The organism is Tepidimonas taiwanensis, from assembly GCF_020162115.1.
GTDB lineage: Bacteria > Pseudomonadota > Gammaproteobacteria > Burkholderiales > Burkholderiaceae_C > Tepidimonas > Tepidimonas taiwanensis.
In genome coordinates, this window is the sequence record NZ_CP083911.1 from 2,316,985 (window position 1) to 2,329,503 (window position 12,519).

The following is a 12,519-nucleotide window of genomic DNA, read 5'->3' on the forward strand; positions in this document are numbered from 1 at the left end:
GACAGCACCCCAACACCGGCTCGGGATGCGCCTGAGCCGGTCGCGGGCGGTGGCGCACAGCGCACGACTGGGGAGATCGCTCAAGCCACCAGCCGCCAGCGCAGCGTCTCGCCGCCGCGTAGCGGCTTGACCACCGCCTCGCCGAACGTGTACGACTCGGGCAGCGTCCACGCCTCGCGCCGCAGCGTCACGCGCGTGGTGTTGCGCGGCAGGCCGTAGAAATCCGGTCCGTGGAAGCTGGCGAACGCCTCCAGCCGGTCCAGCGCGCCCGCCGCCTCGAACGCCTCCGCATACAGCTCCAGCGCGGCCGGCGCCGTGTAGCACCCGGCGCATCCCGTGGCGTGCTCCTTCAGGCGCGCGGGGTGCGGGGCCGTGTCCGTGCCCAGGAAAAAACGCGGGTCACCGCTGGTCGCGGCGGCCACCAGCGCGCGGCGGTGCTCCTCGCGCTTGAGCACGGGCAGGCAGTAATAGTGCGGCCGGATGCCACCGGTGAAGATCGCGTTGCGGTTGTAGAGCAGGTGGTGCGCCGTGATGGTCGCCGCGAGATGCCGCGGCGCCGCGGCGACGTACTGCGCTGCCTCCTTGGTCGTGATGTGCTCGAGCACGATGCGCAGCTCGGAAAAGTCGCGCCGCAGCGGCTCGAGCACCCGCTCGATGAAGACCGCCTCGCGGTCGAAGATGTCGATCTCGCCGTCGGTCACCTCGCCGTGCACGAGCAGCAGCACGCCCTCGCGCTGCATCGCCTCGAGCGTCCGATACGTCTTGCGGATGTCGGTCACGCCGGCGTCGCTGTTGGTCGTGGCGCCCGCCGGGTAGAGCTTGACCGCCACCACCCCCGCCTCGCGCGCGCGGCGGATTTCCTCCGGCGGCAGGTTGTCCGTCAAATAGAGCGTCATCAGCGGCTCGAACGCCATGCCCGCCGGCAGTGCGGCGAGGATGCGCTGCCGGTACGCCACCGCCTGCGCGGCGGTGGTCACGGGCGGCTTGAGGTTCGGCATGACGATGGCGCGCGCGAACTGCGCGGCCGTGTGCGGCACCGTCGTGGCCAGCGCTGCGCCATCGCGCAGGTGCACGTGCCAATCGTCGGGGCGGGTGAGCGTGAGTTCGGCGGCGGTATCCATTGCCTGCGATTGTCGCACCCCTGCCACGGACCCGTCGCGGGCCACGCGCTACAACAACACCACGCACGCCCCACTGGCCCCGCCGCACGGCGGGCACGACTCGCACTCGACGCGGTGGCACCCACCATCGAGGCCGCCCCCGCACGGCGGGCACGACTGGCTCAGTGCGACAGGATCTTGTTGAGGAAGTCTTTGGTGCGCGGCTGGCGCGCGTCCGGGTTGCCGAAGAACTCCTCCTTCGGACAGTCCTCCAGGATCTTGCCACCGACGTCCATGAAGATGACGCGGTCGCTCACCTTGCGCGCAAAGCCCATTTCGTGCGTCACGCACATCATCGTCATGCCCTCCTGCGCCAGGCCGATCATGACGTCGAGCACCTCGCCCACCATCTCCGGGTCGAGCGCGCTGGTGGGCTCGTCGAACAGCATCACGATCGGGTCCATCGACAGCGCCCGGGCGATCGCCACACGCTGCTGCTGACCGCCGGAGAGCTGCCCCGGGTACTTGTCCTTGTGCGCCATCAGGCCCACGCGCTCCAGGTACTTCAGGCCGTGCTTTTTGGCGTCCTCGGGGTTGCGGCCCAGCACCTTCACCTGCGCCAGCGTCAGGTTCTCCGTCACCGTCAGGTGCGGAAACAGCTCGAAGTGCTGAAACACCATCCCGACGTGGCTGCGCAGTTTGGGCAGGTTGGTCTTCGGGTCGTGCACCGGCTCGCCGTTGACCCAGATTTCCCCCTGCTGGATCGGCTCCAGCGCGTTGATGGTCTTGATGAGCGTGGACTTGCCCGAACCGGACGGCCCGCACACCACGACCACCTCGCCCTTGCGGATGGTGGTGGAGCAGTCGTTGAGCACCTGCACGGGGCCGTACCACTTGGAGACGTTTTTCAGTTCGATCATCGGTCGTTCCATGACGACATCCTTCCGATGGGGGCGGGGTCAGCGGATGATGGCGATGCGCGCGTGCAACCGCTTGACCAACGCCGAGAGGCTGTAGCAAATGACGAAGTACACGACCGCGGCGGCGAGATACGCCTCGATCGGGCGGCCGTAGTTCTTGCCGGCGATCTCGAAGCCCTTGAGCAGGTCATACGCGCCGATCGCGTACACGAGCGAGGTGTCCTGAAACAGGATGATGGTCTGCGTCAGGAACACCGGCAGCATGTTGCGAAACGCCTGCGGCAGGATGACGTAGCGCATGTTTTGCCCGTACGTCAGCCCGAGCGCCTGGCCGGCGTAGACCTGGCCGCGCGGGATCGACTGGATGCCCGCGCGCACGATCTCGCTGAAGTACGCCGCCTCGAACGCGATGAAGGTGATCACCGCCGACGCCTCCGCGCCGATGGGCCGGCCGATCACGAACGGCACCAGCAGGAAGAACCACAGGATCACCATCACCAGCGGAATGCTGCGCATGCCGTTGACGTAGACCGTCGCCGGCCACACCAGCCACGCGCGGCCTGAGAGGCGCATCAACGCCAGCACCGTGCCGAACGCCACGCCGCCCAGCGTCGCCACCACCGTCAGCATCAGGCTGAACTGCAGGCCTTTGAGGACGAAGTTGCTGATGACGTCCCAGTTGTAGAAAGACCAGTCGAGCGTCAGCATCTCAGTGCCCCCCTGCCGCGCCGCTGGCGATGAAACCCGGCACGCGCACGCGCCGCTCGATCCAGGCCATCAGCCGGTTGATGGCGAAGGCCGAGACGATGTACAGCCCCGTGACCGCGAGGTAGATCTCGATGCCGCGCGAGGTTTCCTCCTGCGCCTGCATCGCAAACATCGTCAGCTCCGCCACCGACACCGCAAACGCCACCGAGGAGTTTTTGAAGATATTCATCGTCTCGCTCGTCAGCGGCGGGATGATGATGCGAAACGCCATCGGCAGCAGCACGTGGCGGTACGCCTGAGCGGTGGTGAGCCCCAGCGCCAGCGCCGCGTAGCGCTGCCCGCGCGGCAGCGACTGGATGCCGGACTTGACCTGCTCGGCGATGCGCGCCGACGTGAACAGCCCGAGCGCGATCACCACCAGCACGAACCCCGGCACGCCCTTGAGCGCGGGGATCAGCGCCGGAATCACGTGGTACCACAGAAAAATCTGCACCAGCAGCGGAATGTTGCGAAACAGCTCCACCCAGGCGTTGCCGAATCGCACGACCCAGGGGCTGTGGGGCAGCGTGCGCAGTGTGCCAATGACGCTGCCCACGACGAGCGCCAGCAACAGCGCCAGCACCGACACCGACACCGTCCAGCCCCACGCCGACAGCATCCACTCAAGGTAAGTGATGTCGCCGCCCGGGCCGAAGCAGCGCGGCTGCACCTCGCGGGTGATGGTGTCCTCGCAGAACACCTGCCAATCCCATTGCATGCGATGAGCTCCCGTCCGAAAACAAAAGACCCCGGCGCGCGAGGCGCGCTCGGGGTTCGAGGACTCACGAGGCCGCGCTTACTTGGCCGCGTAGGCCTCCATCGGCCGATCATTCGGGTTGGCGATCGCCGCCTTGAGCGTGTCGCTCATCGGCATGTTCATCTTCACGCCGTTGGGCGGCGTCGGCTGCATGAACCACTTGTCGTAGATCTTGTTGATTTCACCGGACTTCATCATCGCGATGATCGAGTCGTCCACCGCCTTCTTGAAGGCCGGGTCGTCCTTGCGGAACATGATCGCGATCGGCTCGACGCTGAGCACTTCACCGACGATCTTGAAATCGGCCGGGTTCTTCGAGCGCGCGATCAGGCCAGCCAGCAGCGAGCCGTCCATCACGAACGCGTCCGCGCGGCCCGACTCCAGCAGCAGGAAGCTGTCGGCGTGGTCCTTGCCGTAGACCTCCTTAAAGTCCACACCGGCGGCACGCTCGTGCTTGCGCAACGTCTGCACCGAGGTCGTGCCGGTGGTGGTGGCGACGTTCTTGCCGTTGAGGTCCTTGATCGAGTTGATGCCGGAGTTGGCTTTGACCGCGATGCGCACCTCCTCGACGAAGGTGGTCACGGCAAACGCGACGTCACGCTGGCGCGCCTGGTTGTTGGTGGTGGAACCGCACTCGATGTCGACGGTGCCGTTTTGCACCAGCGGAATGCGGTTTTGCGAGGTGACAGGCTGGTACTTGATGTCCAGCTTGGCCAGGCCGAGCTGCTTCTGGATGTCGCCCAAGACGCGCTGGCAGATCTCGACGTGGTAGCCGGTGTACTTGCCATCGCCCAGCGTGTACGAGAGCACGCCGGACGATTCGCGCACGCCCATCGTCACCGTGCCGGTGGACTTGATCTTGGCCAGGGTGTCGTTGGCTTGGGCGTGGGCGGCGGTGGCCGCCAGCGCCGTGATGGCCAGGGCCAGCAGAGACTTCTTCATGCTGTCATCCTTTCCTTGTGGGTAAACAGTAAAGCGAATCTTACTCGCCTTCCGGCACGATCCGGCCCCGGGCAAACCCACCCCGCCGGCGCGCGGGGTCATGCCAGTCCGGTGCCGAGGCGCTGCACGTCCTCCCACAGCCGTTGCGCGGCAGGCTTGTGCCGTCCGCCGCGGGCGCGATAGAGCCGGATATCGAGTTCACCCTGCCACGTGCCGGACGCCGGGGCCGCGGGCACGAGGCGCCCATCGGCCAGCGCCGGCTGCACCGCGCTCGCCGGCAGGAACGCCACACCATGCCCCTCGATCGCCATCGCCTTCAGGCTCTCGGCCATGTCCGTCTCGTACACGCGCTCCAAGTGCACGGGCTGCGGGGCCTGCCGCAGCACCCAGTCCACGACGCGCCCGAGGTACGCCCCCGGCGCGTAGGCCAGGTACGGCACCGGCGCGCGCGGCGTGCCCGGCAGCCGCACAAGGGGCTGGCCATCGGGGCCGGGGCGGCTGAACGGCGCGAGCACCTCGCGCCCGAGCGGCAGCATCTCGTAGCGACCGGCGTCCAGCTCGATCGGCTGCGACGCGTGGTGGTACGCGAGCAACAGGTCACACCCCCCCTCGGTCAGGCGCATCACCGCGTCGTGCACGTTGAGCGCGACCAGCCGCGTCTTGATCGGGCCCAGCGCCGCGCGCAGCCGCGACAGCCACGTCGGAAAGAACGTGAACGCCAGCGTGTGCGGCACCGCGAACTCGATCACGTCCTTGGCCACCGCGGTGTGCTGACGCAGCAGCGCGCGCGTGGTCTGCAGCGTCTGCAGGATCTCGATCGCCTGCGCGTACAGCGTCTGGCCGGCTTCCGTGAGGCGCGTCGGGTACGACGAGCGATCGACCAGGTCCACGCCGGCCCACGCCTCCAGTGACTGGATGCGGCGCGAAAACGCCGGCTGCGTCACGTGGCGCAACTGGGCCGAGCGGCTGAAGCTGCGCGTCTCGGCCAGGCTGACGAAGTCCTCCAGCCACTTGGTTTCCATCGTGTCCTCCGTTCGGTGGGGCCGCGGCGCTCACGGCGTGTCGGCGCCGCTTTGCTGCAACGCCCACATCTGCGCGTAGCGCCCGCCGCGCGCCAGCAGCTCGGCGTGGCGGCCGCGCTCGACGACGCGGCCGTGCTCCAGCACGACGATCTCGTGCGCGTCCGCGATGGTCGAGAGGCGGTGCGCGATCACCAGCGTCGTGCGGTCGCGCGCGAGCCGCCGCAGCTCGGCCTGGATCGCGCGCTCATTGGCCGAATCGAGCGCCGACGTCGCCTCGTCCAGGATCAGGATCGGCGGGTTTTTCAGCAGCGTGCGCGCGATGGCCACACGCTGCTTTTCGCCGCCGGAGAGCTTGAGGCCGCGCTCGCCGACCACCGTCTGCCACCCCTGCGGCAACCGCTCGATGAAGTCCAGGATGTGCGCGGCGCGCGCGGCCTCGCGCACCTCCTCGTCGCTGGCGCTGGGGCGGCCGTAGCGGATGTTGTACTCGATCGTGTCGTTGAACAGCACCGTGTCCTGCGGCACGATGCCGATCGCGCGCCGCAGGCTCGCCTGCGTGACGTCGCGCACGTCGTGCCCGTCGACGGTGATGCGCCCGGCCGCGGCCCGCGCGGCGGCGGCGTCGCCCGGGCGGCCCACGTCGTAGAAGCGGTACAGCAGCCGCGCCAGCGTCGATTTGCCCGACCCCGACGGCCCCACCACCGCCACCGTCTGCCCGGCCGGGATGACCAGATCGACGCCGTGCAGGATCTCCCGCTCGCGCTCGTAACCGAAGTGCACGCCCTCGAAGCGCACTTCCGGCGCGCGCGTGAGCACCAGCTCGCGCGCATTCGGTGCATCGCGCACCTCGCACTCGCGCGCCAGCAGATCGAACATCCGCCCCAGGTCCGTCAAGCCCTGGCGGATCTCGCGGTACAGCACGCCCAAAAAGTTGAGCGGCATGTACAGCTGGATCATGAAGGCGTTGATCATCACCAGATCGCCCAGCGTCATGCGCCCTTCGGTCACCGCCAGCGTCGCGCGCCACAGGATCGCCACCAGCGCCACGACGATGATGAGCTGCTGCCCGGCGTTGAGCAGCGACAGCGACGCCTGCGTGCGCAGCCGGGCGCGCCGCAGCCGCTCCAGGCTCTCGGCGTAGCGGCGCGCCTCCCACGCCTCGTTGTCGAAATATTTGACCGTCTCGTAGTTGAGCAGCGCGTCGATCGCGCGCGTCTGGCTCGCGGACTCGAGTTCGTTCATCTGGCGCCGGATGCCCGTACGCCACTGCGTGATCTTGACGGTGAAGACCACGTACAGCCCCAACGCCGCGGCCGTCACCCAGACGTACCACGCCTCGAAGCGCGTGCCCAGCAGCGTCAGCACCAGCGCCACCTCGATCAGCGTGGGCACCACGCTGTAGAGCGAGTACGAGATCAGCGACTGCACCGCGCGCGTGCCGCGCTCGATATCGCGCGTGAGGCCCCCGGTCTGCCGCTCGAGGTGGAAGCGCAAGCTCAGCGCATGTAGGTGTTCGAACACCTGCAGCGCGATCGTGCGCGCCGCGCCCTCGGTCGCCTTCATGAAGACGAGCTCGCGCAGCTCCGCCAGCACGCTGCTGGCCAGCCGCAGCCCCCCGTACGCGAGGACGAGCCCCACCGGCACCAGCACCACGCCGCTGGCCGCCACCGACAGGCCCGGCAACGGCGTGAGCGCATCGATCAGGGCCTTGAGCAGCAGCGGCACCCCGACCGTGGCGACCTTCGCCGCGACCATCAGCGCGATCGCCAGCACCACCCGCCAGCGGTACGTCCACAGATAAGGCAGCAGGCGGCGCAGCGTCTGCGCGTCGCTGCGAGGCACATCCTGACCCCGAGCCACACCCACTCCGGCCGCATACACAGCGCGCGACGTCGCCTCTCGCATCATCGACAATAGCCCGTTATGACAGACAACATCGTACCCTCGCCCCAAGCCACCCCTGCCCCCGAAGGAGGCTTGCCCCAGGATAAAGAACTCGTTTTACGCGTCATCCCCATGCCCGCCGACGTCAACGCCAACGGGGACATCTTCGGCGGCTGGGTGATGGCACAGGTGGATCTCGCCGGCTCCGTGATTCCCGCGCGCCACATGGGCGGGCGCTTTGCGACCGTCGCGGTCAACCAGTTCCTGTTCAAGCAGCCGGTCAAGGTCGGCGATCTGCTGAGCTTTTTCGCCACACTGGTGCGGGTGGGCAACACCTCCATCACGGTACAAGTGGAGGTGTGGGCCGAGCGCCAGCGCCCGCACTACCAATGCGTGAAGGTGACCGAGGCGACACTGACTTATGTCGCGATAGACGAGCAGGGGCGGCCGCGCCCCGTGCCACGGCCGCCGACCACCGCGCCCGAGGGCAACGCCACCGCCTGAGCCCACCGCCGTGGCCATCGCCCGCGACCCGTGATAGCACCGACCGCGAAAAAATTGGCAAAAAATCGGCCGCCCGGGCGACACGCCCGGGCGGCCAAAAGTCCATCAGGACGTCGTTGGGAACCGTGCCGGAACCGCCACCGTGGTGACGGGTCATCTGCTGTCACCGGCCCCGTGGGAGGCCGACACGCCCCGGTGCAATCCGGGGCCGTGTCGATCCACGAACGCCCCGTTAGTTGTGTGTGTATGAGCGGGGCGATGAGCGTGTGACAGCGCTGAAAAGCATTGTATGATCAAAATGCGCGATGGCGGCTCCCCCATTTGGGGGAGGAGAGGTCGCCGCGATGGCATTTGGCCCCGGGGTGTTCCCCAAAGCCCAGCGCGACTCGCCGCGCCGCCCACCCACGGCCCGCGCGACACGTGCCGTCGGTGCCTTCATGCGGTCGGCACATTGCCTGACGCTGGCTTCGCCATACGGCGTCCCACCCATGACACCAACACCAGAACCGGCACGCCCAGCAGCGTCGTCAGCACGAAAAAGCCCGGGTACCCCAGCGCATCGACCATGCCGCCCGAATAGCCTCCCAACGCCTTCGGCAGCAGCGTCATGAGCGAGCTGAAGATTGCGTACTGCACCGCGGTGAAGCGCACCTGCGTCAAACTCGACAAAAACGCCACGAACGCCGCGCTGGCAAAGCCCGCGGCCAGGTTGTCCGCCGCCACCACCGCGTACAGCATCGCGCGCTCGGGCCCGACGAGCGCCAGCGCGACGAACCCGAGGTTGGTCAGCGCCGACAGCACCGCCCCCCACCACAGCGCGCGCAGCACGCCCAGCCGCGTCGCCAGCACGCCGCCCAGAAAACCACCCGCGATGCTGACGACGACGCCAAACGTCTTCACCGCGGTGGCGATGTCCGGCTTGGAAAACCCCAGGTCCTGGTAGAACACGTTGGAAATGACGCCGAGCACGATGTCCGAGATGCGGTACAGGCCCACCACCGCCAGCAGCAGCACCGCATCCGCCCAGCCATGGCGCACGAAGAACGCCAGCACCGGCTCGACCCAGGTCTCGCGCGCCGCGTCGCGGCTCGCCACCCCCGCGCGCACCAACAACGCGCCCAAGCCGAACGCCGCCGCCAGCGCGAGCGCCAGCCGCAGCGCCTCCAGCGCCAGCGTCAGCAACGGCCCGCGGGTGGCCTGCCCCGCCTCCGACGGCTCCCATCCCTGCCCCACGCCCCAAAACACCGCGACGAACGCCGCCACCGCGCACAAAAAGACCGCCAGCAGCCGGCCGTGGGCGGATGACGGGCGGGGCACCGCAGCCTGCGGCACCCGCGGCTCCGGCGCGACCAGCGTCGCCACCAGGCCAACCGCCATCGCCAGCGCCGCCGTCGCGTAGGCGGCGCCCCACGCCGCATAGTCGTAGGCGCCCTTGCTCGACCCCCACGCCGACGCCAGAAACAGCACCCCCGCGCCGGCCACCACCATGCCGACGCGATACCCCGCGATATACGCCGACGACAGCACGCCCTGCCACGCCGGTGGCGCGATCTCGATGCGGTAGGCGTCGATGACAATGTCCTGCGTCGCCGACATGAACCCCAGCAGCACCGCGAACGCCGCCATGCGCGCGAGCGCCGCCGACCCCTGGGCAGGGTCGGTCGCGGCCATGCCGAGGATCGCCCCGACGACCCCGAGCTGCGCCAGCAGCAGCCACGCGCGCCGCCGGCCCAGCCGCGCCGTCAGCCCCGGCAGCGGCAGCCGGTCCACCAGCGGCGCCCAGATGAACTTGAACGAGTATGCCAGCGCCGCCCAACTGAAAAACGTCACCGCGCGCCGCTCGACGCCCGCCTCCCCCAGCCACAACGACAGCGACGAAAAAATCAACAGCAACGGCAGCCCCGCCGAAAACCCCAAGGCCGCCATCACCGCCACGCGCCAGTCCCACAGCAGCCGCCAGCCGGTGGGGGCGGCGGGGGCGGGATCGGTCGGCGGCGCGGAGGCGGGGGCAGAGGACATGGCAGACAGCAGCAGAAATCGGTGACAACCGTTACATCGGGTCACGCAGGGCCAGCGCCGATTGTGCCTATGATGTGCGCATGTGCTGGCTGTGTGATGCGCGAAGGGGCCCGTTGGCGCGACGGGGGTTTCTGCGGGCGGCCGCCGCAGCCGCGGGCGCGGCTGCGCTGGTGCCGGCCCAGGCCCAGGTGGAGGTCGGTCCGCCGTCCTGGGCGCGCACACTGGTGCTGGCCACGCAGCTCGAGGGCGCGGCCGCGCAGCAGTACGCCCAAATGCTCGCGCAAGCGCGTGCCAAGGGGGCGCTGGCGCCAGACGACCACCCCCAGGTGCGGCGGCTGCGCGCGATCGCGCGCCGCCTCATCCCCCACGCACTGCCGTGGAACGAGCGCGCGCGCCGGTGGCGCTGGGAAGTCAACCTGATTGCCAGCAAGCAGATCAACGCGTTTTGCATGCCCGGCGGCAAGATCGCGTTTTTCACCGGCATCCTCGACCAGCTCCAGCTCGGCGAGGACGAGGCCGCGATGGTCATGGGCCACGAGATGGCGCACGCGCTGCGCGAGCACGCGCGCGAGCGCATCGCCAAGACGTACGTCACGGGTTTCGGTCTGTCGCTGGGGACACAGCTGCTCGGGCTGGGTGACCTGGGGCGGCTCGCGGCCGACCTCGGCACCCAGCTGCTCAGCCTGAAGTTCAGCCGCGAGGACGAAACCGAGGCCGACCTCGTCGGGCTGGAACTCGCCGCGCGCGGTGCCTACGACCCCCGCGCCAGCGTCACGCTGTGGCAGAAAATGGCCCGCGCCGCCGGCGACAACGGACTCGAGTTCCTCTCCACCCACCCGAGCGGCCCCAACCGCATCCGCGAGCTGGAAGCCAACATCCCCAAAGTCGAGGCGCTGTACGAGCAGGCCCGCCGGGCGGGCTGAGCCGCTTTCCTCAGCCTCGCGGGGCAAAGCCAGCCGGCGCGTGCCGCGCGCCAAAGCTTGCACCCGACCGAGGGCCGCACCCGGTGCGCACCGCATGTGCGCGAAAGCGCCGGGCTAAGTGCCCCCCACGAACGGGTTGGTGCGGCGCTCGCGGCCGAACGTGCTCTCCGGCCCGTGGCCCGGGATGAACACCGTGTCGTCGCCCATCGGCCACAGGCGCTGCGTGATGCTGTCGATCAGCTGCTGGTGGTCGCCGCCCGGGAAATCCGTGCGGCCGATGCTGCCGGCGAAGAGCACGTCGCCAACAAAGGCGCGCTTGGCCTCGGGCGAATAAAACACCACGTGCCCCGGCGTGTGCCCCGGGCAGTGGCGCACCTGCAGCGCGCACGCGCCCACCGTCACCGTGTCACCATCGTGCAACCAGCGCGTGGGCGCAAAGCCCCACGCCGGCGGAAAGCCGAACATGCGGCTTTGCTGCGGCAGGGCGTCGATCCAGAACTGGTCCCCGGGGTGCGGGCCGATGATGGGCAACCCGAGGCGCTCGGCCAGCTCGCCCGCGCCGCCGGCGTGGTCGATGTGCGCGTGCGTCAGCCAGATCTGCCGCAGGTCCAGCCCCAGCCGCTCGGCCTGCGCCAGCACATCGTCCAGATCGCCGCCGGGGTCGATGACCGCCGCCTCGCGCGTCGTGTCGCACCACACCAGCGAGCAGTTTTGGGCAAACGGCGTGACGGGGATGGTCTGGTAGCGCAGCATGGCGGGCATTGTAGGGTGGACATGGACGAGCACACCGACGCCCCCCACACGCGCACTATGCGCGACAATCCGGCCCATGGCACCGCACCCATCGTCCCCCGCCCGCATCGCGCTGGTCACCGGCGCCGGCAGCGGCATCGGCCGCGCCTGCGCGATCGCCCTGCTGCACGACGGCTGGACCGTGTGGCTCGTCGGCCGGCGTGCCGACGCGCTGCAGGCCACCGCCGCCGAGGCCGACGCCGCCCAGCCCGGCGCAGCCGCGCGCGCGCACGTGGCACCGGCCGACGTCACCGACCCCGCCGCGGTGCGGGCGGTGTTCGACAGGGTGCGCGCGACGCACGGACGGCTCGATCTGCTGTTCAACAACGCCGGCATCTTCACCCCACCCGCCACGCCCGACGCGCTGGCGCTGGACGACTGGCACCGCGCGGTGCACACCAACCTCAACGGGGCGTTTTACTGCCTGCGCGCGGCCTTCGGGCTGATGCGCGAGCAACACCCGCGCGGCGGACGCATCATCAACAACGGCTCCATCTCCGCCCACACCCCGCGCCCCGGCTCGATCGCCTACACCGCGACCAAGCACGCCATCACGGGGCTGACCAAAGCGGCGGCACTGGACGGCCGTGCGTTCGACATCGCCGTGGGCCAGATCGACATCGGTAACGTCGCCAGCGACATGACGACGGCGATGGCCGCCGGCGTCCTGCAGGCCGACGGCAGCGTCCGGCCCGAGGCGCGCATGGACATGGACGCCGTGGTGCAGACTTTCATGACCATGGCGCGGCTGCCGCTGGAGGCGAACGTGCTCTTTGCCACCGTCATGGCCACCAAGATGCCGTTCGTCGGGCGGGGGTGAAGCGCAACCCCACCCCGCACAAACATTCCCGCGATGAGCGGTGCGGACAGCGCAATCGGCCACGGCGAGGGTCGATGCCGCAACACGCA

General features: G+C 69.2%; 12 protein-coding genes. 3 read left to right on the plus strand and 9 right to left on the minus strand.

What is annotated here, in order from left to right:
• Positions 1 to 80 precede the first annotated feature (80 nt).
• From pyrC to LCC91_RS11020, 7 genes are all read right to left on the minus strand, one after another.
• The gene (pyrC, locus tag LCC91_RS10990) at positions 81 to 1,121 is read right to left on the minus strand and encodes a dihydroorotase (RefSeq protein ID WP_143897300.1); all 1,041 of its coding nucleotides are present in this window, start codon (positions 1,119 to 1,121) and stop codon (positions 81 to 83) included.
• Between the two features lie 161 nt (positions 1,122 to 1,282).
• Positions 1,283 to 2,020: an amino acid ABC transporter ATP-binding protein gene (locus tag LCC91_RS10995; protein ID WP_043698078.1), complete on the minus strand. Its 738-nt coding sequence runs from the start codon at positions 2,018 to 2,020 to the stop codon at positions 1,283 to 1,285.
• Between the two features lie 39 nt (positions 2,021 to 2,059).
• Complete coding sequence (locus LCC91_RS11000) at positions 2,060 to 2,728, minus strand: amino acid ABC transporter permease (protein ID WP_043697932.1); 669 nt, start codon at positions 2,726 to 2,728, stop codon at positions 2,060 to 2,062.
• A 1-nt stretch (position 2,729) separates the two neighbouring features.
• A complete protein-coding gene (locus LCC91_RS11005; protein ID WP_143897299.1) occupies positions 2,730 to 3,485 on the minus strand; it encodes an amino acid ABC transporter permease in 756 nt (251 codons plus the stop codon).
• A gap of 78 nt (positions 3,486 to 3,563) precedes the next feature.
• Positions 3,564 to 4,466: an amino acid ABC transporter substrate-binding protein gene (locus LCC91_RS11010; RefSeq protein ID WP_143897298.1), complete on the minus strand. Its 903-nt coding sequence runs from the start codon at positions 4,464 to 4,466 to the stop codon at positions 3,564 to 3,566.
• Positions 4,467 to 4,564: 98 nt separating this feature from the next.
• Entirely contained in the window at positions 4,565 to 5,488 is a 924-nt protein-coding gene (locus LCC91_RS11015) for a LysR substrate-binding domain-containing protein (RefSeq protein WP_058615802.1), read from the minus strand.
• Positions 5,489 to 5,518: 30 nt separating this feature from the next.
• Positions 5,519 to 7,396, minus strand: a complete 1,878-nt coding sequence (locus LCC91_RS11020; RefSeq protein WP_390612115.1) for an ABCB family ABC transporter ATP-binding protein/permease — start codon at positions 7,394 to 7,396, stop codon at positions 5,519 to 5,521.
• A 15-nt stretch (positions 7,397 to 7,411) separates the two neighbouring features.
• Here LCC91_RS11020 and LCC91_RS11025 point away from each other — a divergent pair, with 15 nt between their 5' ends.
• On the plus strand, positions 7,412 to 7,876 hold the full coding sequence (locus tag LCC91_RS11025) for an acyl-CoA thioesterase (RefSeq protein ID WP_058615803.1): 465 nt from the start codon (positions 7,412 to 7,414) through the stop codon (positions 7,874 to 7,876).
• Between the two features lie 435 nt (positions 7,877 to 8,311).
• Here LCC91_RS11025 and LCC91_RS11030 read toward each other — a convergent pair whose 3' ends face one another.
• A complete protein-coding gene (locus tag LCC91_RS11030) occupies positions 8,312 to 9,895 on the minus strand; it encodes an AmpG family muropeptide MFS transporter (protein WP_201022720.1) in 1,584 nt (527 codons plus the stop codon).
• Between the two features lie 80 nt (positions 9,896 to 9,975).
• Here LCC91_RS11030 and LCC91_RS11035 point away from each other — a divergent pair, with 80 nt between their 5' ends.
• Positions 9,976 to 10,818 (plus strand): M48 family metallopeptidase, encoded by an 843-nt coding sequence (locus tag LCC91_RS11035; protein WP_058615804.1) that lies wholly within the window; start codon positions 9,976 to 9,978, stop codon positions 10,816 to 10,818.
• 114 nt (positions 10,819 to 10,932) lie between these two features.
• Here the strand turns inward: LCC91_RS11035 and LCC91_RS11040 are convergent, their stop codons facing one another.
• Entirely contained in the window at positions 10,933 to 11,571 is a 639-nt protein-coding gene (locus LCC91_RS11040) for an MBL fold metallo-hydrolase (RefSeq protein ID WP_143898011.1), read from the minus strand.
• Positions 11,572 to 11,647: 76 nt separating this feature from the next.
• Between LCC91_RS11040 and LCC91_RS11045 the strand changes: the two genes are divergently transcribed.
• The gene (locus LCC91_RS11045) at positions 11,648 to 12,430 is read left to right on the plus strand and encodes an SDR family oxidoreductase (protein WP_058615806.1); all 783 of its coding nucleotides are present in this window, start codon (positions 11,648 to 11,650) and stop codon (positions 12,428 to 12,430) included.
• Positions 12,431 to 12,519 lie beyond the last annotated feature (89 nt).